Below are 23408 nucleotides of genomic sequence, written 5' to 3'. Positions count from 1 at the left end.
GTCTGGTTCGGTTGGGATGACGGTATTCCGCAGGCGCATACGTCTCCGGCTTATCTGGCCCCGACAGATCAGGTGTTCCTGGCCTGGCCAAAATGGGGGCAATACTACCAGACCGGCGGCGAAGCGGGTGAGGCCCCCGACATGCCAGAGGCGCAGCGCCTGATGGAATTGGCGCATGAATGGCAAATCGCCACGACCGATGAAGAACGCGCGGCTGTCTGGGCCGAAATGTTGAACATTCATGCCGATCAGGTCTATGCCATAGGCATCCTGAACGGTGCCCCCCAGCCCATTGTGGTGTCAAACCGCCTGCGCAATGTACCCGAACAGGCTATGTGGGCCTGGGAACCCGGTGCACATTTCGGCATTCACCGCCCGGACGAATTCTTTTTCGCCGACTGAGCAGGAGCAGCTAAATGATCATGCTGCGCTACGTGGTGTATCGCTTTTTCACGATGCTGCTGACTTTGTTGGTGGTCTCGGTTCTGGTTTTCGTAATCATCAACCTTCCGCCCGGTGACTATCTGAGCAACCAGATCGCTGAACTTCAGGCCTCGGGTCAGTCCGCAGGTGTCGCAAAGGCAGAGTTTCTGCGCGCTGAATACGCTCTGGACCGTCCGATGTGGGAACAATACCTGATCTGGATGGGTTTCTGGCCCGGACCGCACGGGTTTTCGGGGTTGATCCAGGGCAATTACGGGTGGTCCTTTGAATTCGACCGTCCCGTTTCCGAAATCGTCGGTGACACGCTTTGGTTGACGGTTGTCGTCAATCTGGCTGCGATCCTGTTTGTCTATGCCGTCGCATTGCCACTGGGCGTTATCGCCGCCGCGCGGTCCCGGACATGGATCGACTATACCTCGGCCTTCGTGGGGTATCTGGGGCTGGCAACGCCGAACTTTTTGCTGGCGCTGATCCTGTTCTATTATGGCCACCAGTATTTCAACCTGCCCATCGGGGGCTTGATGGATCCGAGTTTCGAAGGCCAGCCGATGAGTTGGGAGAAACTGAAATCCATCCTCGTCCACCTGATCGTACCGACCTTCGTCATCGGCACTTCAGGCGCATCGGCGATGATGCAGCGTCTGCGCGCGAATATGCTGGACGAACTCGGCAAGCCCTATGTGGAAACTGCCATCGCGAAGGGCATGGCCCCGTCACGGATGCTGACCAAGTATCCGCTGCGGGTGGCCTTCAACCCCTTTGTTGCCGATATCGGCAACCTGCTGCCGTCGATGGTGTCCGGCTCGGTTCTGGTATCGGTCGTCCTGGGTCTGCAAACCATCGGCCCCACACTGCTGACTGCTTTGAAGACGCAGGATCAGTTCCTGTCAGCGTTCATCCTGATGTTCGTCGCCCTGCTGACGCTGATCGGCACGATGATTTCGGATATCCTGCTGGTGATGCTGGATCCGCGCATTCGGTATGAGGGGCGCGAGGCATGACTGATCGTCCTGACAACCGCTATGTCGATGACGCGCCGTTTGATCCGCAGGCCTCGATTCAGCAGCTGGAACGCGCCGATCTGGATGCCCCCAACTGGGTTCTGGTCTGGCGCAAGTTCAAAACCCACAAGCTGGGCCTGATCTCGGGCATCTTCCTGCTGTTTTGCTATCTTATGCTGCCTTTTGCGGGGTTTGTTGCGCCTTACGGGCCAAATGACCGAAACGGAGAGCACCTGTACGCCCCACCACAATCGGTAAACTGGTTTCACGAGGGTGAGTTCATCGGCCCACATGTCTATCCGATCGTCGCCGAGGCGGATCTTGAAACCTTCCAATGGAAGTTCGTCCCCGACACGGAAGACCCACGCCCGATCCGGTTCTTCTGCGAAGGCTCTGAATACAAGCTGGCCGGTTTCATACCCTCGGATACGCACCTGTTCTGCCCGCCGGAGGGAACCACGCTGTTCCTGTGGGGATCCGACCGACTGGGCCGAGACATCTTCAGCCGTATTCTCTATGGCGCGCAGCTGTCTTTGACGGTGGGTCTGATCGGTATCTCGGTGTCCTTCTTTCTTGGCATCCTGTTCGGTTCGATGGCCGGCTATTTCGGCGGACGTATCGACTGGACCATCAACCGTGTCATCGAAATCCTGCGTTCGTTGCCGGAACTGCCGCTGTGGCTGGCTCTTTCTGCCGCCGTGCCTTCGAACTGGAGCCCGGTCGCGGTGTTCTTCATCATTTCGATCATTCTGGGCATCCTTGACTGGCCGGGTTTGGCGCGCTCGGTTCGCGCAAAATTCCTGTCTTTGCGGGAAGAGGAATATGTCCGGGCCGCCGAGATGATGGGGGCAAGTTCGGGCCGGGTGATCCGCAAGCACCTGCTGCCCAACTTCATGTCGCACCTGATTGCATCGGCCACATTGTCGATACCGGCCATGATCCTGGGGGAAACGGCGCTCAGCTTTCTTGGCCTCGGCCTGCGGGCACCCGCAGTCAGTTGGGGCGTGATGCTAAATGACGCGCAGAACCTCGCCTCGATCGAGATCTATCCCTGGACGGCAATCCCGATGCTGCCGATCATTGTCGTGGTCTTGGCGTTCAACTTCCTTGGTGACGGGCTGCGCGACAGTCTCGACCCCTATCAGCAATGAGTCTTCTGGCCACTCTTCCCGCTGCTGACAGCTATCACAGGGTCGGCGCCGGTATTCTGCCAAGCGCCTTCGCCGTTTCCGAACTGGCCACCGCCAGTTTTGCAGCCGTGGGGCGGGAAATGGCCCGGCTGATCCAGGCGCTCAACCTGTCCACGAAGGCACCCGAAGTCTCGATCGATCATCGGCTGGCATCTCTGTGGTTCGGCTATTCCTTCAAACCGGATGGTTGGGAAATGCCCAGTTTGTGGGATGCGGTTGCGGGCGATTACAAAGCCGCTGATGGATGGATCAGGCTGCACACAAACCTGCCCCGCCATCGCTCTGCCGCGTTGAAAGTCCTTGGCACCCGGCCAGAGCGTGAAGCCGTGGCAAAAGCCGTAAGGTCTTGGGCAATATCGGATCTGGAAACCGCGGTTGTTGCCGAAGGTGGGGTGGCCGCTGCCATGCGCAGCCGGGCGGAATGGCTTGATCACCCGCAAGGCCGCGCCGTGTCGCGCGACCCTTTGATCGGATGGCAGGGACCGCGCTATGTCAATCTGCGCGACAGACCTCGGGCCACCGCTGATCGGCCTCTGGCTGGGTTACGGGTGCTGGATCTGACGCGCGTTCTGGCCGGCCCGGTTTCTACGCGAACGCTTGCAGGGTTCGGCGCCGAGGTCTTGCGCATCGACCCGCCTGGCTGGGATGAACCGGGGGTGATCCCCGACATATCGCTGGGAAAGCGCTGCGCCTATCTTGACCTGAAATCCGAAACCGGCCTTGAACGATTGCATGGGTTGCTGGCTCAGGCAGATGTGTTCGTGCACGGGTATCGGCCCGGCGCGCTGGATGCACTGGGTCTGACCCGGGCCAAACGTGACGAGCTGGCTCCGAACCGGATCGAAGTCACGCTGGATGCCTATGGCTGGCAAGGTCCATGGTCGACCCGGCGCGGGTTTGACAGCCTTGTCCAGATGAGCGCGGGTATCGCCCATGCCGGGATGGGGTGGGCGAACGCGGACAAGCCGACCCCGTTGCCGGTTCAGGCTCTGGACCACGCGACCGGCTATCTGATGGCGGCTTCCATCCTGTCCGCACTGGCCGAGGCCGCATCAGGCAATTCCATCATGCACGCGCATCTCTCTCTGGCGCGTACCGCCGAACTTTTGGCCGTGCTCGGCAAAGACGACGCGGAATCCGCGCCCATCAGCCCGGCAACAACAGATTACGACACGGCGACAGAGGCGTCCGGTTGGGGGCCGGGCCATCGCCTCAACCCAGCGCTGAGGGTCGGCGAAACGACGATGCGCTGGGATTTGCCTTCGTCGAAACTGGGCACTTCGGACCCTGTCTGGCCGCTCGACGCCAACTGACCACCCGGTGCGCAGCCGCGCCGCTATCGATCATCGCCCCCAGGGCCGATATCGTCCAGGTAATCCTCGTCGATCGCTGCCTGCACCGCGCCTGTTACCGCCTCACGCTGTTTCGGCGTCAGGTCATCGGCCTCTTTGCCATCTGCCAACCTCACCGTGACTTCGCGATGCGCGAATTTGATGCCTTCCCGCGCGAACAATTCGCGAATATCCTGATAGACCTTCTTGCGCACCAGCCACTGATCGCCCGGTTTGGTCATGAACTTGACCCGGATGATCATCGCTGAATCCTGCATTTCGATCACGCCCTGGGACTTCAGCGGCTGTATGAAGTTTTCGCCGATCACAGGATCGCTCAGCAACTCCTGCCCCAGCTTCTTGATCAGCTTTCGCACCTTTTCCACGTCAGTGTCATAAGTCACGCGCAGCGGAAGTTTCATGATCACCCAATCACGGGAATAGTTCGTCAGAACCTTGATTTCGCCAAAGGGAATCGTGTTCAGCGCGCCAAGATGGTGACGCAGCTGGAAGGACCGGACCGAGATTTTCTCGACCGTTCCCTTGACGTCTCCGATATCGATGTACTCACCCTTCCGAAAGGCATCATCCATCAGGAAAAACGCCCCTGAAAAGACGTCTCGCACCAGTGTTTGCGATCCGAAACCGACAGCCAGACCAACCACACCGGCACCGGCAAACAGCGGGCTGACATTGATACCAAGTTCCATGAGAACGATCAGCATGATCGTCACGACCACAACGGCCAGAATTGCGCCGCGGAACAATGGCAGCAGCGTCGCCAGCCGGCTTTGCCCGCCTTCCCCGCCCTCATCGCCCAGTTCGGCCTCGGTGCCATCATCAACTTCTTCCGCTATCTTGCTGTCGATCCATATGCGAAAGAAATGGAACAGAATATAGCCGATGAAGATGATGACCATTACATCCAGCACGCGTGCAACCGGCAGGTCCTCGCTCCAGTCCGCATCGGGATACCAAATCACCACAAGGGCATAGGCACCGATCACAAAGGCCAGAATTCCGGCCACCCGGCGCGCCAGATCCTCGTAGGTCAGAAGATATTGTTTGCGCTGTTCTGCCTCGGGCGTTTCCAGGGGCTCGGCATCCGCTTCGGCAGCGGCGGTTTCTTCGTTTATCTCGTTGATCTTGCGTGAACGGTCAAAATACCGCTCCAGCACGTAGTTCATCGCGCCATAGGCGATAACAACGGACATGAAGATCATATAGCTGCTTGCGATCAGCGGCAGCGGCGTTGGGTTCTCCAGTGCAAGATCAACCGCCAGACGGAACCAGCTGAACACGACATAGACGATCAGTGCGGGCGCCCAGCCGAAGGATACGAACCGCAACAACCACGAGACCTGATCCGGTGCTCTTCCGCCCCGGATCGCATTTGAAATGGCCCGGGCATTGAACAGGATCATCAGAATATTGCCGAAAGCGCCCACCATTGTCAGGCAGCCATAGACCATGGCGTAGACGTTGTAGTTCAGCCCGAAATCCGCAACCCAGGTCGAAAACAGAACAACCGTGATGTCATAGGTCGCGAGCGCCGAAGCCCAAAGATACAGCCGCTTGGCGTCCCGGTCCGAGAACGGTGGCAGCCGGTATTGACTCAGGTAAGGTGACAAAACCATCCGCCACAGATCGGACACCGTGCGTGACAGGAAGAACGCCGTGAAGATCGCCGTGACCGTGAACTGGATCGAGATATCGTCCGCTTCACCAAAAAACAGGTATCCGACGATCAGGGCCATGAGCATGGCAAATATCGTCGCTCCGATCCCCATCAGGAACCGGAACAGAAGGAAGGGCATCTTTTCTCGGTAGCCCTGCGGTTCATCCTTGATCCGCGCCACGACCCAGCGACGCGCGATGCGTTTCCCGTATATCTCGATTGACAGCCAGCGACCCAACAACAGGAACAGAATGTTCCAGCCCAGAACTTCCACATAGGTCTGAATGCGACCGTCCGGACTGGTCTGGCGCAGGATATACTTCACTTCGAACACCGAATACGGCAGCGCCTCAAGCCGCGATTGCATGGACTCACGGAATTTCGAGAACCGCTCCTGCGCCTTCATCAGCTGCGATCCCTCACCCATGGGATTGTTCGAATCGCCCGCCGCACCGTTCGTGCCCGCATTCGTGCCGCCTGCCGTTGTTACAACCTGCCCAGCGCTGTCGATGACGATCACACTGGCCCCGGCTTCGCTGGCGGCGCGAATTGCGGCAGCCAGGTCGCTTTCCTGCGAGGACGCAGACGCACTGTCCGCGTTATATCCCGGAATCAAGGATGTTTGCGCTGAAACGCTGATCGGAAACGCCAGTACAAAAGCCCACAAAGCCAGAAGTGTTGCGGCCAAAAAGGTATGTTTCATAGGGTTTTGCATCCAGTTTTTCCGATAGCGGTCAGATTACAGAAGGGTTTCAGGCAGTTCAAACACTCGGGCGCGCCCTGCTCAATATCGTGTTCGGGCGTGTTCTTGGCGCACTGCCGGATTCCGGATGTTTTCAATCTGGCCAAAATTGAATATGAACGGGATCTGAAGGCCCTGCCTCTTTGCCAGTTCACCGGTTCTTTTGCGATCCCTCTCAAGCCTTGGTGCGACATGACGCGAAACCGTCAATATGCTGTTGCCAAATCGCAATGCTTGGAACATTTGCGGAAGAGCAATTCCTCCTTTGGCAAGCGTGACGGGGATATATACAGTAACGCTTGCAAACGCGCGGATTTCGAACCGGGATCAAGAAGACAGGCAACACTATGAGCCTAGGCAAAACCAATTCCAAACCGGGCCGCGCACCGCGTATCCTGTTTTACAGTCACGACACGTTCGGGCTGGGCCATCTTCGCCGGTCTCGGGCTTTGGCGGCCGCGATCACGCAGGCGGACCAAAGCGCGTCCGCGCTGATCCTGACGGGATCACCCGTGGCCGGACGGTTTACCTTTCCCCGTCGCGTTGACCACGTGCGCCTGCCCGGTGTCACCAAACGCGCAGACGGGTCTTATGCTGCACGCACGATCGGAATGGGCATCGAAGAAGTGACCGAGTTGCGGTCGGGTCTTATTCAAACCGCCGTTCAGCAGTTCGACCCTGATGTGCTGATCGTCGACAAGGAACCGACGGGGTTCCGGGGTGAGCTGCTGCCGACACTGAACCACCTGCAAAAGACCCGCGGAACCAAAATGGTGCTTGGGTTGCGCGATGTTCTGGATGAACCCGAAGTCCTGGCCGCCGAGTGGGCGCGCAAGGAAGCCGTTGAAGCCACCGAACGGTTTTATCACGAAATCTGGGTTTACGGCTTGCAATCGATTTATGACCCGACGCAGGGGTTGCCGCTGAGCGCTTCGGCGCAGTCCCGCATCCACTGGACGGGATATCTGCGCCGCGATCTTGGTCCGGTTGGCGAGCCTCCGCAACAACCCTATATCCTGATCACGCCCGGCGGTGGCGGCGACGGCAAGGCGATGGTCAACCTCGTCCTGTCTGCCTATGAAAAAGATCCAAACCTGTCGCCGCGCGCGGTTTTGGTCTATGGCCCCTTCCTGTCCGGTGAGTTGCGCGAAGATTTCGAAACCCGCGTTGCCGCGTTGAACGGCCGCGTCACCGCCGTTGGGTTCGAATCCCAGATCGAAACGCTGTTTGCAGGGGCCGAAGGCGTCGTCTGCATGGGCGGCTACAACACGTTCTGCGAGGTTCTTTCCTTTGACAAACGCGCTGTCATCGTCCCGCGCACCACGCCCCGCCTGGAACAGTGGATACGGGCCTCACGCGCAGAAGGGCTGGGCCTTGTCCGAATGCTGGATGAAAACCGGGATGGCCTGACGCCGGACGCGATGATCCGCGCCATTCGGGAATTGCCGCACCAGTCCCTGCCGTCGCAGGCGATACAAAGCGGATTGCTGGACGGGCTGGACTATGTCACCGACCGCATCGAGAGCCTGCTGACCTGGGAACAGGAACGAGCCACCGGATGACCTCAGATTCTCCTCGATTGGCGGTTGTGGTCAAAGGTTGGCCACGACTGTCCGAAACGTTCATTGCGCAGGAACTTGTCGCCTTGCAGGATGCCGGGCATCGCTTTGACATCTGGTCTTTGCGGCACCCGACCGATACGAAACGCCACCCTCTGCATGACCGGTTCGCAGGGCAGGTCCGATACCTGCCCGAGTATCTTCATGACGAACCCAAACGGGTCTGGGCGGCACGGGGCCTGGCCCAAACGCTTCCCGGTTACGACAGGGCCTATCGGATCTGGCGTCAGGACTTGAAGCGCGATGCGACACCCAATCGCATCCGCCGGTTTGGGCAAGCCTGCGTTCTGGCCGCGGAATTACCTGCCCGGACACAAGGGTTGTACGCTCATTTCATGCACACGCCGTCGTCCGTTGCCCGTTACGCCGCCATCATTCGCGGATTGCCGTGGAGTTTTTCGGCTCATGCCAAGGATATCTGGACGTCGCCGGATTGGGAAAAACGTGAAAAGCTGCAAGCCGCATCCTACGGGGCCACGTTTGGCGCCACCTGCACAGCCATCGGAGCCGAGCATCTGCGCAGCCTGGCCGATGACCCCAAGCGCGTGGACCTGATCTATCACGGTTTGGACCTGTCTCGCTTTCCCAAGCCTCCGACGCGAAAGCTGCGTGCTGTGGACGGTCCTTTACACATGATTTCCGTCGGGCGGCTGGTCGAAAAGAAAGGCTTTGATCGTCTGATCGCGGCTTTTGCATTGCTGCCCGATGACCTGAACTGGCACTGGACCCATATCGGCGGCGGCGCGTTGGGTGACGCTTTGCGGGCACAGGCGAACGCAGCCGGCATTGCAAACCGGATCACCTGGAAAGGGGCTTGCGACCAGCCCGAGGTCATCGCAGCAATGCGTGATGCCGACCTGTTCGTTCTGCCCAGCCGCATCGCGAAGGACGGAGACCGCGACGGGTTGCCGAATGTGCTGATGGAGGCCGCGTCTCAGCTGTTGCCAATCCTGTCGACACCGGTCTCGGCGATCCCCGAGTTTATCGAAACCGGAACACATGGGGTTTTGTCCGATGACGACCCATCTGCACTTGCAGAAGCCGTGGAAGGTTTGTCAGCCAATCCGCAGCAAGCGTCACAGATGGCGCATGCGGCCTATGATCGCCTGATCGCCGAGTTCCAGATGGCCCCTGGCATCGCACGGCTGTCTGATCGCCTCAATTCCATGTGCATGGAAAACGCGTAATGGCGCGGGTCGCGTTTTATGCCCCGATGAAATCTCCTGACAGCCCGAATCCTTCGGGCGACCGTGAAATGGCCCGGAACCTGATGCAAGCGATGACGGCTGAGGGTGATACGGTCGATCTGGCGTCCGACCTGCGCATCTATGACAAAAGCGGCGACAAAGACCTGCAACATGCCCTGAGGTGCGCGGCTGAAGCTGAAGCGAAAAGACTTGTCTCTGACATGCCTTCAGATACCGGTCTGTGGGTGACCTACCACAATTATTACAAGGCACCTGACTTGCTGGGCCCTGGGGTTTGCAAGGCGCGTGGCATTCCCTATGTGCAACTGGAAAGCACCCGCGCATCCAGCCGGTTAAGCGGGCCGTGGGCTGAGTTCGCCAAGGCAGCGCATCAGGCCTGCGATGCAGCGGATGTGATCTTTTATCATACGGCCAATGACCTGATCACGTTGCAGCGGGATTGCTTTGGCGATCAGGCTTTGGTCGAATTGCCTCCGTTCCTGCCCATCTCGGAACTGCCTCCGGCTGCCACTGGTGGCGCACCCATGCTGACCGTCGGCATGATGCGGCATGGGGACAAGCTAGCGTCCTATCAGATATTGTCCGAGGCTCTGGCGCATTTGACCGGAGACTGGCACCTGAACATCGCAGGAGACGGCCCAGCGCGCAGTCAGGTTGAGGCACTGATGGCGCCGTTCGGACAGCGGGTGCGTTTTCTGGGTCAGCTTGACCGGGAAGACCTGCAACGCGTCTATCAACAATCATCTCTGCTTGCATGGCCCGGAGTGAATGAGGCTTACGGCATGATTTACCTCGAGGCGCAGGCTGCGGGGTTGCCTGTCGTCGCGCAAGATCGGCCCGGCGTACGCGATGTTCTGTCCCCGGCGGCCTATCCATCCGTCGAAAGCGGTGCTCGGGGATTTGCGGATGGCATGCAGGCCCTTATTGCGGATTCCATGCTGCGCCACACCCTGGGCGCTGCGGCACGCTACTACGTGGCAGAGCGCCACCTGATGCCACAGGCAACCGAGCGCTTGTGGGCAACCCTCCGCCCCCTGCTGAAGGACGTATCATGACCCGGCTTGCACTGCTCCGCCACGGGCACACGCATTGGAACCGCGCGGGACGGATCCAGGGGCGCAGCGACATACCGCTGGACGATGACGCCCGAGCCGAACTGGCGGGCTATGAATTGCCGCCTGACTGGGCCAAAGCTGACATCTGGTCCAGCCCCCTGCACCGCGCCAGTGAGACGGCGCAAATTGTGACCGGTCGCGACCCGAACACCGCGGAGGCGTTGACCGAGATGAACTGGGGCGATTGGGAAGGTCTGCGCGGGGTCGACCTGATCGCGGACACATCCAGCGGATATCGTCATATCGAGCATTGGGGCTGGGATTTCCGCCCACCAAACGGGGAAAACCCGGCCGAGGTTCGGGACAGGCTTCGCCCGTGGCTGTCCGCGCTGCGGCAGGATACGGTCGCGGTCTGCCATATCGGTATCATGCGGGTCATTCTAGCTTGGGCATGGGGTTGGAATTTTGAAGGACCTGCCCCCTTTAAGATCAAACGCAATCGGCTGTATATCGTCGACATGAATACCATGACCGCCGACGCCGACCCCGTTCGCCTGATCAAACGCGAGGCCCCGCAATGAAGGTGATGATCATTGTCACGCACCTGTTGGGCACCGGGCATCTCAGCCGGGCGCTGACATTGGGGCGGGCCTTTCGGGATGATGGCCACGACGTCATGGTCGTAACGGGTGGCATGCCCGCGCCGCAATTGGACAGCACGGGCATGACCCTGTTCGGCTTGCCGCCGCTCAGGTCAGACGGAACCAATTTCACCCGTTTGCTGACCGAAAGCGGCGACGAGGCTGACGCGGCCTATCACGCCACGCGCGAGGCCGCCCTGGTGCAGGCGGTGAACAGCTTCCTGCCGCAGATCCTGATCACCGAGCTTTACCCCTTTGGTCGCCGATCACTGTCGGCCGAGTTCGATGCCGCCCTGACTGCGGCGAGCGCGTTACCTGAGCGTCCCGTCATTCTCGGATCGATCCGAGACATTCTGACTCCGCCCTCCAAGCCCGCCAAGGCCGAGCGTGCGGATGAAATCGTGTCCCGGTATTATGACGGCATTCTGGTTCATTCGACCGAAAGCGTTACGCCCCTGTCGGTCAGTTGGCCGGTGTCGGACCGATTGGCCAAGCGACTTCACTACACCGGCTTTGTGGCGCCTGCCTTGCCCCACCCTCACCCCGACGCGGCGGGTCAGGATGAAATCCTGGTCAGCGCTGGCGGCGGATCCGTCGGGCAACCGATCTTTCGCGCGGCCATCGAGGCCGCCCGAAAGATGCCCAACAGGCGCTGGCGCCTGCTGGTTGGTGGAACGGATGCAAAGGCACGGATCGCGGAATTGTCCCGGATGGCCGAAGGTGCTTCGGTTGTTCTGGAACCTGTGCGGCCGGATTTTCGCCAGATGCTGCCCCTTGCAGCGGCGTCGGTCAGCATGTGCGGCTACAACACTGCCATGGATATCCTTCAAAGTGGTACCGCCGCCGTGTTTGTGCCTTTCGACGACGGCAAAGAGGTGGAACAAGGGCTGCGCGGGCAGAGCCTGTCCGATCTGCCCGCAATCGAAGTTCTGGAAAGCAGAGCGTTGAGCGGGGCGACATTGGCTCGGGCGGTTGAGCGTGTCGTGGCCGACGGCCCCCGTGTACAACAGGATTTCGGTTTTGACGGGGCCATCCAATCCGTCCACATCGCCAAGCGCCTGCTGGAGCAGCGCACATGAACCCCGACTGGCGCCCTCTTGACGTCGAGTTGAACCATTGGCGTGCCGAAAGCTTGCCCTTGCCTTTGTGGTGGCGCGATGATGATGCCATTGCGCCAACACCGCAATTGGACCGCCTTTCCGAGTTGGCCGACAAACTGGGCCTGCCCGTGCATCTGGCCGTCATTCCGCGCGACGCGACGCCCGCGCTGGCGGAATACGTCGCCGCGCGCGCGTCTCTTGTTCCGGTCGTGCACGGGTGGGCGCATACAAACCATGCGCCCCGCGGCGAGAAGAAGGCCGAGTTTCGGCTCGACCGTCCGCTGGACGTGATGGTGGCGGATGCGCAGGCCGGGATGGCGCGTCTTCGGTCCCTGTTTGGTGACAATATGCGACAGATGTTCGTGCCCCCCTGGAATCGCATTGCACCCGAGATGGCCAAACAGTTGCCAAAGCTGGGATACCGCTTCCTGTCCACCGCAACGCCCCGCAAATCACGTCTGGCCGCACCGGGGCTTGAGCAGATCAACACCCACCTCGATCCGATCGACTGGCGCGGGTCGCGTGGCTTGATCTCAGCCGACGCCCTGATCGCGCAGACTGCTGGTCTTCTGCGAGACCGACGCGAAGGCCGTTCAGACAACACCGAGCCCTTCGGCATATTGACCCATCATCTGGTCCATGATCAGGACATCTGGACCTTTACCGAGGCCCTGCTGCGCAAATTGCTGAGCGGGCCCGCCACAGCCTGGGTCGCGCCAGAGAACGAATGAGGACATCACCATGAGCCGATTGGATTCCATGCTGCGCCGACTGACGGCCCAACGCGACGGATTGAACTGGGCAGCCGAGCGGATCAGCGGCCAGCCGGGGGATGTGCTGGATATGGGCCTGGGCAATGGCCGCACCTATGACCACCTGCGTGAAATCCTGCCAGAGCGCCGGATCTGGGTGATGGACCGGGTCCTGCAATGCCATCCGGACAGCACCCCCCCGGCCGAGGATTTCCTGCAAGGTGAGGCCGAACCGATGCTGCTCAGACTGGCGGCCGACGGGCATAGGATCGCGCTGGCGCACTACGATTTCGGACGCGGCATCAAGCACGAGGACGTCGCCGAAGCAGAGCGTCTCAGCCCGCTGATCGCGAAAGTCATGCAGCCCGGAGGGTTGTTGATTTCAGGTCAGCCCCTGGTCGGCTTTGCCCAGATCCAGGGACCCAAGACAATCGCCCCGGACCGTTACCTGTTCTACACGGCCTGATCACGCCACGCGTCGACCGCGCACCCAGACCGAACTCGGGACGGGTACACCCGCGCGCATCCGGAAACGGATGACATCGGCGCGGGCGTCGGCGCGCAACTCGCCCCGCTCCTCCAACCCTGCTGCCCGAGCCGGGGCCAGCGTTACCGTCTTCATCCCCCGCGCCATGTCGCCCCAGATCTCGCCCAGCCTAACCGCCGAAAGCAACAAGGCCGACGGCACATAATCCGAAGACAGGATGTCCAGATACCCAAGCCGGGCCAGCTCGTGGGCAGCAACATTGCCTGAATGCGACCCCCCGCGAATTATGTTCGGCGCGCCCATCATGACAAGAATGTCGTTCTTGTGGCAGGCGCGTGCCGCTTCGACGGTTGTGGGGAATTCGGCCAGACGGATGCCGTGACCTGCGGACACTTTCACCTGATCTTCAGTCGTGTCGTCATGGCTGGCCAATACTGCTCCGAAACGGCCGGCAGCTTTGACAGCTTCGACCTCGTGCAGTGCGCCATTGCGATCTCGAAGCCCTTTCAATTGCGCCACGTGCTGAAGGAACGTGTCATCGTCCATGGCATATTTGCCCTTCAGATAGGTCTCCAGCTTGCCCATATCGCGAAACTGACGCCGACCGGGTGTGTGATCCATTATGGACACAATGCCAACCCTGTCTTCCGGTCCAAATTCGCTCAGCTCTTCAACCAGAGTTTCCGAACACACCTCGGCCCGCAAGTGCAGAAAGTGGCTGATCTTGAGCGCATCCTGTTCGCGCAGATCCCACAACTCCTGCGACAGGCCGCGGGCGTATTTCCCATACCGGCGCGCGCCCGACGGGATCGATCCAACCCGCATGGCATCGAACACAGTCGTGATCCCGGCGCTGGCCAATTCGGCATCATGCGCAAGAATTGCGGCGGCATGGGGCCAGTTCACCTGTGGGCGCGGTTGAATGTGACGTTCAAGGTTGTCCGTGTGCAACTCGACAAGGCCGGGGCTGACATAATCGCCCCCGCAATCTATCGCGCCCGCGGGAACCCCGTTTCCGGTGTCGATTTCAGCGATGGTCTCACCCACAATCCGAACACTGCCGGTTACGGTTTCATTCGGCAATACAAGCGTGGCATTGGCAAGGATCAAGTCTTCTGTCATCTGAACTTCACGCTTGTTGAGACCGAGGAAGGCCACGCAAAAGGAGGCCGATATGACATTCACGCGATACGCGATCTATTTTGCGCCGCCCGCGGGAAAGGAATGGGCGAAATTTGCAACCAGCTGGCTGGGTTGGGACATCGAGGCGGGAAAGCCGGTTGCCCATCCGATTGTCGAAGGCATCGACGTTGCCGCTGTCACGGAAGTACCGCGCAAGTACGGGCTGCACGCGACACTGAAGCCACCGTTCAGACTGCGCGATGGCAAAACGTTTGAAGCCCTGCAAGAGGCTTGCAGCTCGCTCGCCTCCCGCCAACCTCCTGTGTCGATGGATGGCCTTGAGATCGCCCGGTTTGGGCGCTTTTTGGCCCTGCGTCCGCTGGGTGAGGCGCGGGCGCTGAATGCGCTTGCCGCGGCCTGTGTTCGGGAACTGGACAGTTTTCGCGCGCCTACCTCCGAGGCCGAACTGGCCCGCCGCCGCGCCGCCGGGTTGACCCCAGAGCAAGACGCCAACCTTGTTCAGTGGGGCTATCCTTACGTACTGGACGCGTTCCGCTTTCACATCACGCTGAGCGGCAAGCTGGACAAACCGACCCTGAGAGCAACTGGGAACGCGCTGCAAACCCATCTGGTCCCACTGCTGCCCCAGCCCTTCCAGATCACGGATCTGGCCCTTATGGGCGAGGCTGAGGACGGGCGCTTCCACCTTATCCATCGCTATGGGCTTTCCGGTTGAAGGTGCGACAGAATTTCGGCAACCGTATCTTCCATCGCACCGGAGTTGTCGATTTCCAAGACCTGGTTCAAACCTTTGGGCAAAGACGTTTGGGCCCGGTCCAGACGCCGCGTCTGTTCCGCCTTGCCTTCCCGCCCTCTTAAGGACAGGCGTTCGGACAGAACCTCAGGCTTTGCCGTCAGGGATATCACGAGCAGATCACCAAACACCTCCTGCGCCTCAAGCAACACCGTTCGTGACAGGTTGACCAGAACGGCCTCGGCCACCTGCCGCTGCCGCGTGATCGTCTTCGGCACACCGTAATACAGCCCATGCGCTTGCCAACTCAGCGCAAACGCGCCATCCCGTTCCATCCGCTGAAATGTATCGACCGAAACCCGGTCGAAATCTTCGCCGTCTTCGCCTTCGGGGCGGGTAATCACCCGCCGCAGCCTCTGAACACCCGACGCCTGCGCCACCAACGCGTTCATTACGCTGTCCTTTCCGACTCCCGAAGGACCCACGACCGCTATGACCGGAGCAAGCGTCATGCAGCCATCCCCGGCGTGAAGTCCGAGACATCGACCTCGCGGTCGCAGACCCGTTCGCGCGCGTCGAGATCATGAAAAATCCCGACAATCGTCACGCCCTTGTTCTTGGCCTCTTCGATCAGGGACAAAACGGTTTCCCGGTTCTGCGCATCCAGGCTTGCGGTCGGTTCATCCAACAGCATTGCCGGATATTCATGCGCAAAGCCCCGCGCAATGTTCACTCTCTGCTTTTCGCCGCCCGAGAAGGTCGTCGGGCTGAGGGTCCACAGACGTTCGGGAATATTCAGCCGTTTCAGCAACCCGGCTGCCTTGTCCATTGCCACTTGCCTGTCACAGCCCACGGCCAACAGCGGCTCTGCCACAACGTCCAGCGTCGACACCCGAGGCACGACCCGCAGGAACTGGCTGACATGGCCCAACGTGTCACGACGCAGCAAAAGGATCTGCCGCGGTTCAGCCCGGGCCACGTCCAACCCTGCGACCAGCACCTGACCAGAAGCCGCCAGATAGTTGCCGTAGATCACCCGCATCAGCGTGGACTTGCCTGCACCCGACGGCCCGGTCAGGGCGACGCACTCACCCGGTTCCACTTTCAGAGACGCGCCTTTCACCACCGGGATCGTGGCGCCGCCCTGATTGTGCAGGGTGAAGCTTTTGCTGACATCAACAAGTTCAATCATCGCTTCATCTTTCCCCAAAGCCTCAAACCTGCAAAACGCTGGATACTAGTAATTGTGTATAGGCATGTTGCGGGTCGTCCAGCACCTGATCCGTCAGCCCGGCCTCGACCACGCGACCGCTTTTCATCACCATCAACCGATCCGCCAGCAGACGCACCACGGCAAGATCATGGGTGACGATGATCGCGCTCAACCTCATCTCACGCACAAGTCCGCGCAACAAATCCAGTAAACGCGCCTGTACCGACACATCCAGACCACCGGTCGGTTCGTCCATGAACACCAGCCGAGGACCTGTCACCAGATTGCGCGCGATCTGCAAACGCTGCTGCATCCCGCCCGAAAACGCGCCGGGGCGGTCATCGACGCGGCTCTCGTCAATTTCGACCCGGCCCAGCCAGTCAATGGCCTTACCCCGAATGCTGCCATAGTGGCGTCCGCCGACGGCCATCAACCGCTCGCCAATGTTGCCTCCGGCGCTGACAGACATCCGCAACCCGTCGCGCGCATGTTGATGGACAAAGGCCCAATCGGTGCGGCTCAGCATCCGGCGCTCTGGTTCGGACATTGTGACCGTATCGACCGGGCCGTCTGCACGGGTATCAAAGATCACCTGCCCGGCATCCGGCTTCAGAAGGCCGGCCATACAGTTGAGCAAGGTCGACTTGCCCGACCCACTTTCACCAACGATCCCCATCACTTCTCCGGGGAAGAGATCAAAATTCACATCCGCACATCCGATCCAGCGGCCATAGCTTTTTTCAATGCCTTTGACTTGCAATAGAGGGGTCATTGCGCGTTCCCTTCGGCCAATCGACCTGCATGCCCCGCCTCTCGGCGTGACCGGCAGTAATCCGTGTCAGAACAGACAAACATCCGGTTGCCCGCGTCATCCGTGATGACCTCGTCCAGATAGCTGTCTTCGGCCCCGCACAGGTCGCAGGGATGATCGGCCTTGGTGGCCTCGAACGGGTAGTCCTCGAAATCGAGGCTCACGACTTTGGTATGCGGAGGTACCGCGTAAATCCGCTGCTCGCGCCCGGCGCCAAACAGCTGGATCGCGTCCATCTCAAGCTTTGGATTGTCGAATTTCGGAATTGGGGACGGGTCCATGACATAACGTCCAGACACGTGCACTGGATAGGCATAAGCGGTCGAAATCGCCCCGTGCTGGCTGATATCCTCGTACAGTTTCACATGCATCAACCCGTATTCCTCAAGACTGTGCATCTTGCGCGTCTCTGTCTCGCGCGGTTCCAGAAAGCGCAGAGGTTCCGGGATCGGCACCTGATAAACGATGATCTGGTCTTCGCGCAGTATTGCTTCGGGGATGCGGTGGCGGGTCTGAATGATTGTGGCTTTTTCCGTCTTTTCCGTGGTGGCGACCCCTGCGGTGTTTTCAAAGAACTTGCGGATGGATACGGCGTTGGTCGTGTCGTCTGCGCCCTGATCGATCACCTTGAACGTATCCTCGGGCGTCAACGTCGCGGCTGAAACCTGTACGCCCCCGGTACCCCAGCCATAGGGCATCGGCATCTCGCGGCTGGCAAACGGCACCTGGTACCCCGGTATGGCCAGGCCCTTGAGGATCGCCCGGCGGATCATCCGCTTGGTTTGTTCGTCCAGATAGGCGAAATTGTACGCGCTCATAAGCAGCCTCTTTCTGCAAGAGCGCGTTCAAGCACGTGCGGCGCGGTGAAGTGGATCCCATCCATGCCCACCGCACGCGCGCCTTCGACATTGTGCAGCCCGTCATCGATGAAAATGCAGTTCTCGGGTGAAAGCCCGGCCCGCTTGCACAACAGATGGAAAATCTCTGGCTGAGGCTTCAAAAGCTTCTCCTGCCCCGACACGACGGTAACACCAAACACTTCGCCCAATTCAGGATGTGCCCCCACGCCGACAGGCCAGGTTTCCGCTGACCAATTGGTGATCGCGTGAACCGGAGTGCCCTGCTCTTTCAAACGATAGAGCACCTGCCAGGTCCCCTCGATCTTTTGCGGAACGGTTCTGGCATAACGTTCAACGTAAACACTGAGGCGCTGCCGATCTTCCGCATTTTCCAGTTCAGCGGCCAGATCGGCGAACATCTCTCCTCCATCGGCCCGCAGGTTGCGTTCGGGGAAATTGATCCGTGTCAGGAACTCTGCCACCGCCTCGTGGCTGCCCATTTCCTCCAGCCATGCCAGATGCGGATCCCACTTGATCAGCACATTTCCGATATCAAAAATGACGGCTTTCATTCCACGGCCTCCTCTGACATGCGCTCTTGGGCCTTTCGGCGCAGTTTGCGAACCAGTTCCAGCTCGGACTGGAAATCGACGTAATGCGGCAGCTTGATATGTTCGAGAAAGCCGGTGGCCTGAATGTTGTCCGCATGGCTCAGGACAAATTCTTCATCCTGCGCGGGCGCGCCCATGTTGTCTTCACCCAACTCTTCCCACCGCAAGGCCCTATCGACCAGCGCCATCGCGATGGATTTTCGTTCAGACTGGCCAAAGACCAGCCCATAGCCCCGCGTGAACTGCGGCGGTTCCGTTTTCGAACCGGTGAACTGGTTCACCGTTTCACATTCGGTCAGCTCGACCTCGCCGATGTCGATGGCAAAGCCCAGCTCGGGGATGTCCAGCTCAACCACGACCTTGCCGACACGCAATTCTCCGACAAAGGCGTGGTTACGGGCGTAACCGCGCTGGGTCGAATAAGCCATGCCCAGCACAAATCCCTCATCCCCACGGGTCAGCGACTGAAGGCGCACCGGGCGGGTGGACGGGAACTCCATCGGTTCACGGGTCAGATCGCCCGGAACGTCATTGCAGGCCGGTTCATCCTGGATGATACCCTCACCCTTCAGGAATTCGGTAATATGTGGCGTCGGTTCCAGCCGCACAGGGCCTTCAGGCGCCTTTGGAACTTCGCCCTCGGCCGCCAGCTTGAAATTCAGCAATCGATGGGTGTAGTCGAAGGTTGGCCCCAGAACCTGACCACCGGGAGCATCTTTGAACGTGGCCGAAATCCGGCGATCACAGGCCATGTCGCCGGTTTTGACGGGGTTTGAATAGCCGAAACGAGGCAGGGTCGTGCGGTAAGCGCGGACGAGGAAAATCGCCTCGATCAGATCGCCGCGCGCCTGTTTGATCGCCAGCGCAGCAAGGTCGGGATCGTATAACGACCCTTCGGCCATGACCCGGTTCACCGCAAGACTCAACTGTTCACGGATCTGCGCGAGGCTCAGTTCCGCGACATCTGTCGCACCGCGGCGTTCTTCGGCAAGCCACGCATGGGCATTCTCGATGGCTTTTTCGCCCCCTTTGACAGCGACATACATGGCTTACCCCCTGGACCTGATTTGCGTGCTACGCGGCAGGGCCGCGACCGCCTCACCGCAGGTGAAGAAAAAATCACACCCCAAAGGGTAAAGCAGCGCATTGTTCTGAAGAGCCGGAACATCCGGCAGAGAAAGCCGTGCCGTGTCCCGGATGCCGGGGCCGCTCAGAACCGCTCCGTTCTGCTCCAGCCGCCTGCATTCCACAACAAGCGTCGCGGACCGGTCCGGGTATTCCGACGTCCCGATACGATAGGTGTTGAGCGGCCCCAACGCATCCCACGTGCCAAGGGCAAAATCAGCCTCTTCCGCCGCCACGATCGGTGCACCCGTGTGAAAGGTCAGCCATTCGCGCACCGCATCGGTGTCGGCTTCACCCGCCAGGTGAACTTTTGTCTCGGCGTCGCAAAGCGTCAGAAGCAGCGTGCCAGCCGCGACGGACAAGGGCGCAGGTGGTGTACAGCCAGCCAGGGTGCAGATTTCACCCGGACGCGCCATGACAGACATCGCCGCGCGGAATGCATGTGCCGCATCGACAGGTGCGTCTTGAAAGCCCCCCGAGAACCGCATTTGATCAGGCATCAGTCTTCCCCCCGAGCCAGCGTGAAAAACTCGACCTTGGTGGCTGCTGCCTTTGCGGCGCGCGCTGTTTTGATCGACTGCATTTGCAGCCTCAGCGGATCAAGCAGCCGTTCCTGTAAATCATCAGCAGCGGCCGTCTGCATCATCGCATCAATCAATGCCGCCGCTTCTGCCTTGGATTTCGACCTGCCCTGAACATATCCGTGACCGACCGTACCATCCTGCAACACGACCGAGCAGCGCGTAACGGTCATTTCACCCAGGTTGAACAAAGCGCCGGTTCCTCCGATGCGGCCACGCACCATGACGCCGCCCACTTCGGGCCTGCGCAACCATTCGAAACTCGGACAGTCCTGAAAGCCGTCCCACAGCGTCATCAGGGCGGCGTCCGGCGCGCGCGCCAGCAGACTCATCCATTCCTTCCGTGCCTTGATCCCGATTTCCGTTTGATTTGTCATCAAAGCCTCTTGGACAGGTTGTCTACATGAACTATACAACTAGACAAATGTTAACCGACAGGTTGTCAAAACGCAATCTGTGACCGTTTGAAGGTTTGGTGAAATGAGCAAAACGCCGATCTGGAAAAGTATTGCCCTGCGCCTGACCTCGGACATCGCCGAGGGGCGCTATCAAACCGGAGATCGCCTGCCGACCGAAGCCCAGCTGGCCTCCACCTATGGCGTCAACCGCCACACTGTGCGGCGCGCTTTGGCTGACATGTCTGATCAGGGTCTGGTTCACGCTCGGCGCGGTGCGGGCGTTTATGTTGCGGCACGGCCAACGGATTATCCGATCGGCAAAAGGGTGCGCTATCACAAGAACATCTCGGCCAGCGGCAAGATACCGGGCAAGAAAATCCTGGCTTTGACCACGCGCGTCGCCGATGAAGCCGAAGCCGAAGCTCTGGGCCTGAACAAGGGTGATCCAGTGCACGTCTATGACGGATTGTCCCTGGCGGACGGGCAGCCCATAGCCCTGTTTCAGAGCGTTTTCCCGGCGGAACGGTTTCCTGATATCTTGCAGGCGTTGACCGAAACCCAATCCGTCACCAAAGCGCTGCAAGCCTGCGGCATCAGGGATTACGTCCGCGTATCGACTCGCCTGACCGCGCGCGGGGCAACCGCGACGCAGGCGCTGCAACTTCGATTGTCTGAAGGTGCTCCTGTTCTCTTTTCGGTCGGCGTCAATGCCGACCCGGATGGACGGCCAGTCGAGTACGGCCGTACGGTTTTCGCGGGTGAGCGTGTAACGCTGACCCTGAACGAGGCATAAGCCAACAAGGGTTTTCAGCCGCCCACGGCCTCCGGGCCGAGGTCTCAGCCCATTGGGTCAAATGCCGCGCGGTGAGAGTTTTGTGGCAACACAGCGTTCGCGGGGGCTATCCATCCCACGGGCTCAGGGGTATACGCATCCGCGACTCTTCAGCTGATACGAGGCCACCATGAGCTTTGACCGCACCATCAAGATCGCGCCGTCTATCCTGTCTGCCGATTTCGCCAATTTTGGGCAGGAAATTCAGGCCATCGAAGCGCAGGGCGCCGACTGGGTTCATGTTGACGTTATGGACGGCCATTTCGTTCCAAACCTGACCTTTGGCCCTCCGGCCGTAAAAGCTTTTCGCCCGCATGTGAAAACGGTGATGGACGTTCACCTGATGATCACGCCGGTCGATCCCTACATCCAGGCCTATGCCGATGCCGGAGCGGACATTCTGACCGCACATGTCGAGGCTGGCCCCCACACCCATCGCACCTTGCAGGCCATTCGCGGCGCCGGAATGAAAGCCGGCGTTGCCCTGAACCCCGGCACCCCTGCCGAAGCGGTCGAGCATCTGCTGGACCTCACAGATCTGGTTTGCGTGATGACCGTGAACCCTGGTTTTGGAGGCCAGAAATTCATCGACATGACCGGCAAGGTCGGAAAACTGCGCCAGATGATCGGTGATCGTCCGGTGCATATCGAGATTGACGGTGGCGTCGACCCGAATACCGCCCCGCTTGTGGCGGCGGCAGGTGCGGATGTGCTGGTGGCCGGTTCTGCGGTGTTCAAGGGCGGATCGGTTTCAACCCCACAGGTCTACGGAGACAACATCCGCGCCGTCCGGGCAGCTGCTGAATCGGCACTGTCCTGATTTGCAGTCACCAGCGGCTGTCAGCCGCGGGTATGGACCACAGCCCTTGTCAAGCAAGGGCTGTGATCCGCGTGGACTGGGCCCACATGAGACGCTCTGCCCTTTTCTTGTCGTTGGGGTGGAGAGGGGGAAAGACGCGCATCTCCAACCCTCATCACGCCCAAATGGCGGGAATCACCCCGCCTTGACATTCTTGTTGAGAACGCGCGTGAAAACGGGGTTGGTGGGGTTTTGTCGAGGGGTAATCCTAGCTCTGCAAAGGAAAACACCGCACGTTAAAGTTGCTTTTGATGCAGGAATTTCTCCATATGAATTGTACCACCCGCCGACTAACATCATTCGAGGGAAAATCTTATGAAACACCTGTTAGGTGCCTCCATTCTAATCATCGCCGCTTGTCGCGCGGTTTTAGCTGGCGAAACCGACTATGAAAACCTGACACACAAGATTGCCAAGATGTCTTTGACATCACAGCAGCAGGCAGCCGGACGAACAAAAACCCAACAGATATCTTTTCCGGAGAAATGTGTGTTTTTGATCGGCACGGAAACCTCAGATCAAAACGGTAACTTGCATCTGGGAACTTATTTGAAAACTCCGATTGCAGAACTCCGAACCCTGAGAGCGGATGACCATTACGTTGTTTTTAGTGGTGGAGGAGACAACGCTGAAAACTACTCGATTACGTTCATGGAGGCCTACGACAGCGATGAAACCCTTGAACCTGTCGGCAAACTCATCCGGGATACTGCCATCGAATGCAGTGAAACTCATTGCACGAGTAGCTTGGACAGTTCCCACAACGAACACTACAATTCCGCAGAGACTAATGCGCCGTTATTAGAGGCGCTGGAAGAATTGGTTGCTATTTGTAAGTAACCCAAAATCCTCAAACAAAAGAAAAAGGGCGTCCCGAGGGACGCCCTTTCTTTGGATATTCGCTGGTGCGAATTACTCGATGATTTTCGACACAACGCCGGCGCCGACGGTGCGGCCGCCTTCGCGGATGGCGAAACGCAGACCGTCTTCCATCGCGATCGGAGCGATCAGCTCG

Annotated in this window: 25 protein-coding genes and 1 pseudogene; 15 read left to right on the top strand and 11 right to left on the bottom strand. The window is 59.6% G+C overall.

The features are described from left to right. The 4 genes and pseudogenes from AC2FNN_RS17625 to AC2FNN_RS17610 all read left to right on the top strand — a co-directional run. Positions 1 to 402, top strand: a pseudogene (locus AC2FNN_RS17625) (ABC transporter substrate-binding protein); the annotation flags it as partial. Between the two features lie 14 nt (positions 403 to 416). Then, positions 417 to 1445: an ABC transporter permease gene (locus tag AC2FNN_RS17620; protein WP_171232652.1), complete on the top strand. Its 1029-nt coding sequence runs from the start codon at positions 417 to 419 to the stop codon at positions 1443 to 1445. Beyond that, positions 1442 to 2596: an ABC transporter permease gene (locus AC2FNN_RS17615; protein ID WP_224857680.1), complete on the top strand. Its 1155-nt coding sequence runs from the start codon at positions 1442 to 1444 to the stop codon at positions 2594 to 2596. Before AC2FNN_RS17620 ends, AC2FNN_RS17615 begins: the two co-directional genes overlap by 4 nt. After that, entirely contained in the window at positions 2593 to 3948 is a 1356-nt protein-coding gene (locus tag AC2FNN_RS17610; RefSeq protein WP_496759794.1) for a CoA transferase, read from the top strand. Before AC2FNN_RS17615 ends, AC2FNN_RS17610 begins: the two co-directional genes overlap by 4 nt. A gap of 23 nt (positions 3949 to 3971) precedes the next feature. Here AC2FNN_RS17610 and AC2FNN_RS17605 read toward each other — a convergent pair whose 3' ends face one another. Continuing rightward, positions 3972 to 6347 (bottom strand): mechanosensitive ion channel domain-containing protein, encoded by a 2376-nt coding sequence (locus AC2FNN_RS17605; RefSeq protein ID WP_496759793.1) that lies wholly within the window; start codon positions 6345 to 6347, stop codon positions 3972 to 3974. A gap of 386 nt (positions 6348 to 6733) precedes the next feature. Between AC2FNN_RS17605 and AC2FNN_RS17600 the strand changes: the two genes are divergently transcribed. The 7 genes from AC2FNN_RS17600 to AC2FNN_RS17570 are packed head-to-tail and all read left to right on the top strand — an operon-like array spanning position 6734 to position 13227. Then, positions 6734 to 7948: a glycosyltransferase family protein gene (locus tag AC2FNN_RS17600; RefSeq protein WP_496759792.1), complete on the top strand. Its 1215-nt coding sequence runs from the start codon at positions 6734 to 6736 to the stop codon at positions 7946 to 7948. Then, positions 7945 to 9192: a glycosyltransferase family 4 protein gene (locus tag AC2FNN_RS17595; RefSeq protein WP_496759791.1), complete on the top strand. Its 1248-nt coding sequence runs from the start codon at positions 7945 to 7947 to the stop codon at positions 9190 to 9192. The genes AC2FNN_RS17600 and AC2FNN_RS17595 overlap by 4 nt, the downstream gene beginning before the upstream one ends. Further along, on the top strand, positions 9192 to 10268 hold the full coding sequence (locus AC2FNN_RS17590) for a glycosyltransferase family 4 protein (protein WP_496759790.1): 1077 nt from the start codon (positions 9192 to 9194) through the stop codon (positions 10266 to 10268). The genes AC2FNN_RS17595 and AC2FNN_RS17590 overlap by 1 nt, the downstream gene beginning before the upstream one ends. Then, positions 10265 to 10849, top strand: a complete 585-nt coding sequence (locus AC2FNN_RS17585) for a histidine phosphatase family protein (protein ID WP_496759789.1) — start codon at positions 10265 to 10267, stop codon at positions 10847 to 10849. The genes AC2FNN_RS17590 and AC2FNN_RS17585 overlap by 4 nt, the downstream gene beginning before the upstream one ends. Then, positions 10846 to 11988, top strand: a complete 1143-nt coding sequence (locus AC2FNN_RS17580) for a glycosyltransferase family protein (protein WP_496759788.1) — start codon at positions 10846 to 10848, stop codon at positions 11986 to 11988. The genes AC2FNN_RS17585 and AC2FNN_RS17580 overlap by 4 nt, the downstream gene beginning before the upstream one ends. Continuing rightward, entirely contained in the window at positions 11985 to 12740 is a 756-nt protein-coding gene (locus AC2FNN_RS17575; protein ID WP_496759787.1) for a polysaccharide deacetylase family protein, read from the top strand. Before AC2FNN_RS17580 ends, AC2FNN_RS17575 begins: the two co-directional genes overlap by 4 nt. 10 nt (positions 12741 to 12750) lie before the next feature. Next, positions 12751 to 13227, top strand: a complete 477-nt coding sequence (locus AC2FNN_RS17570) for a class I SAM-dependent methyltransferase (protein WP_152457128.1) — start codon at positions 12751 to 12753, stop codon at positions 13225 to 13227. Here the strand turns inward: AC2FNN_RS17570 and AC2FNN_RS17565 are convergent, their stop codons facing one another. Continuing rightward, positions 13228 to 14370, bottom strand: a complete 1143-nt coding sequence (locus tag AC2FNN_RS17565) for an alpha-D-ribose 1-methylphosphonate 5-triphosphate diphosphatase (protein ID WP_496759786.1) — start codon at positions 14368 to 14370, stop codon at positions 13228 to 13230. It lies immediately after the preceding gene. Between the two features lie 52 nt (positions 14371 to 14422). Between AC2FNN_RS17565 and AC2FNN_RS17560 the strand changes: the two genes are divergently transcribed. Next, the gene (locus AC2FNN_RS17560; protein WP_496759785.1) at positions 14423 to 15106 is read left to right on the top strand and encodes a DUF1045 domain-containing protein; all 684 of its coding nucleotides are present in this window, start codon (positions 14423 to 14425) and stop codon (positions 15104 to 15106) included. Here AC2FNN_RS17560 and phnN read toward each other — a convergent pair. From phnN to phnG, 8 genes are read right to left on the bottom strand one after another with little or no spacing between them, the layout of a single operon-like run. Then, positions 15088 to 15636 (bottom strand): phosphonate metabolism protein/1,5-bisphosphokinase (PRPP-forming) PhnN, encoded by a 549-nt coding sequence (gene phnN, locus AC2FNN_RS17555; RefSeq protein WP_496759784.1) that lies wholly within the window; start codon positions 15634 to 15636, stop codon positions 15088 to 15090. The two genes, AC2FNN_RS17560 and phnN, sit on opposite strands and share 19 nt — an antisense overlap. Next, a complete protein-coding gene (phnL, locus tag AC2FNN_RS17550) occupies positions 15633 to 16316 on the bottom strand; it encodes a phosphonate C-P lyase system protein PhnL (protein WP_496759783.1) in 684 nt (227 codons plus the stop codon). Before phnL ends, phnN begins: the two co-directional genes overlap by 4 nt. A gap of 22 nt (positions 16317 to 16338) precedes the next feature. Then, the gene (gene phnK, locus AC2FNN_RS17545) at positions 16339 to 17109 is read right to left on the bottom strand and encodes a phosphonate C-P lyase system protein PhnK (protein ID WP_496759782.1); all 771 of its coding nucleotides are present in this window, start codon (positions 17107 to 17109) and stop codon (positions 16339 to 16341) included. Then, positions 17106 to 17966 (bottom strand): alpha-D-ribose 1-methylphosphonate 5-phosphate C-P-lyase PhnJ, encoded by an 861-nt coding sequence (locus tag AC2FNN_RS17540; protein ID WP_496759781.1) that lies wholly within the window; start codon positions 17964 to 17966, stop codon positions 17106 to 17108. The genes phnK and AC2FNN_RS17540 overlap by 4 nt, the downstream gene beginning before the upstream one ends. Continuing rightward, entirely contained in the window at positions 17963 to 18559 is a 597-nt protein-coding gene (locus tag AC2FNN_RS17535; protein WP_496759780.1) for an HAD family hydrolase, read from the bottom strand. Before AC2FNN_RS17535 ends, AC2FNN_RS17540 begins: the two co-directional genes overlap by 4 nt. After that, a complete protein-coding gene (locus AC2FNN_RS17530; protein ID WP_496759779.1) occupies positions 18556 to 19644 on the bottom strand; it encodes a carbon-phosphorus lyase complex subunit in 1089 nt (362 codons plus the stop codon). Before AC2FNN_RS17530 ends, AC2FNN_RS17535 begins: the two co-directional genes overlap by 4 nt. Positions 19645 to 19647: 3 nt before the next feature. Further along, positions 19648 to 20223, bottom strand: a complete 576-nt coding sequence (phnH, locus tag AC2FNN_RS17525; protein ID WP_496759778.1) for a phosphonate C-P lyase system protein PhnH — start codon at positions 20221 to 20223, stop codon at positions 19648 to 19650. Beyond that, a complete protein-coding gene (gene phnG, locus AC2FNN_RS17520; protein WP_496759777.1) occupies positions 20223 to 20681 on the bottom strand; it encodes a phosphonate C-P lyase system protein PhnG in 459 nt (152 codons plus the stop codon). The genes phnH and phnG overlap by 1 nt, the downstream gene beginning before the upstream one ends. A 103-nt stretch (positions 20682 to 20784) precedes the next feature. Between phnG and phnF the strand changes: the two genes are divergently transcribed. The 3 genes from phnF to AC2FNN_RS17505 all read left to right on the top strand — a co-directional run bounded on the left by phnF (position 20785) and on the right by AC2FNN_RS17505 (position 23233). After that, positions 20785 to 21495 carry a phosphonate metabolism transcriptional regulator PhnF gene (gene phnF, locus AC2FNN_RS17515; protein WP_496759776.1) on the top strand — a complete coding sequence of 237 codons (711 nt, stop codon included), beginning with the start codon at positions 20785 to 20787 and terminating at the stop codon, positions 21493 to 21495. Positions 21496 to 21664: 169 nt separating this feature from the next. Continuing rightward, on the top strand, positions 21665 to 22354 hold the full coding sequence (gene rpe, locus AC2FNN_RS17510; RefSeq protein WP_496759775.1) for a ribulose-phosphate 3-epimerase: 690 nt from the start codon (positions 21665 to 21667) through the stop codon (positions 22352 to 22354). Positions 22355 to 22708: 354 nt separating this feature from the next. Next, the gene (locus AC2FNN_RS17505; protein ID WP_496759774.1) at positions 22709 to 23233 is read left to right on the top strand and encodes a hypothetical protein; all 525 of its coding nucleotides are present in this window, start codon (positions 22709 to 22711) and stop codon (positions 23231 to 23233) included. 72 nt (positions 23234 to 23305) lie between these two features. Here the strand turns inward: AC2FNN_RS17505 and AC2FNN_RS17500 are convergent. Next, positions 23306 to 23408: EF-Tu C-terminal domain-related protein (locus AC2FNN_RS17500; protein WP_480918583.1), on the bottom strand; the 103-nt coding region annotated here is incomplete at its 5' end.

The sequence above is a fragment of the Ruegeria sp. BHSA118 genome (genome assembly GCF_059613405.1).
Note: the sequence above shows the minus strand (reverse complement) of the source record. Positions and strands in the feature narration are given on the sequence as shown.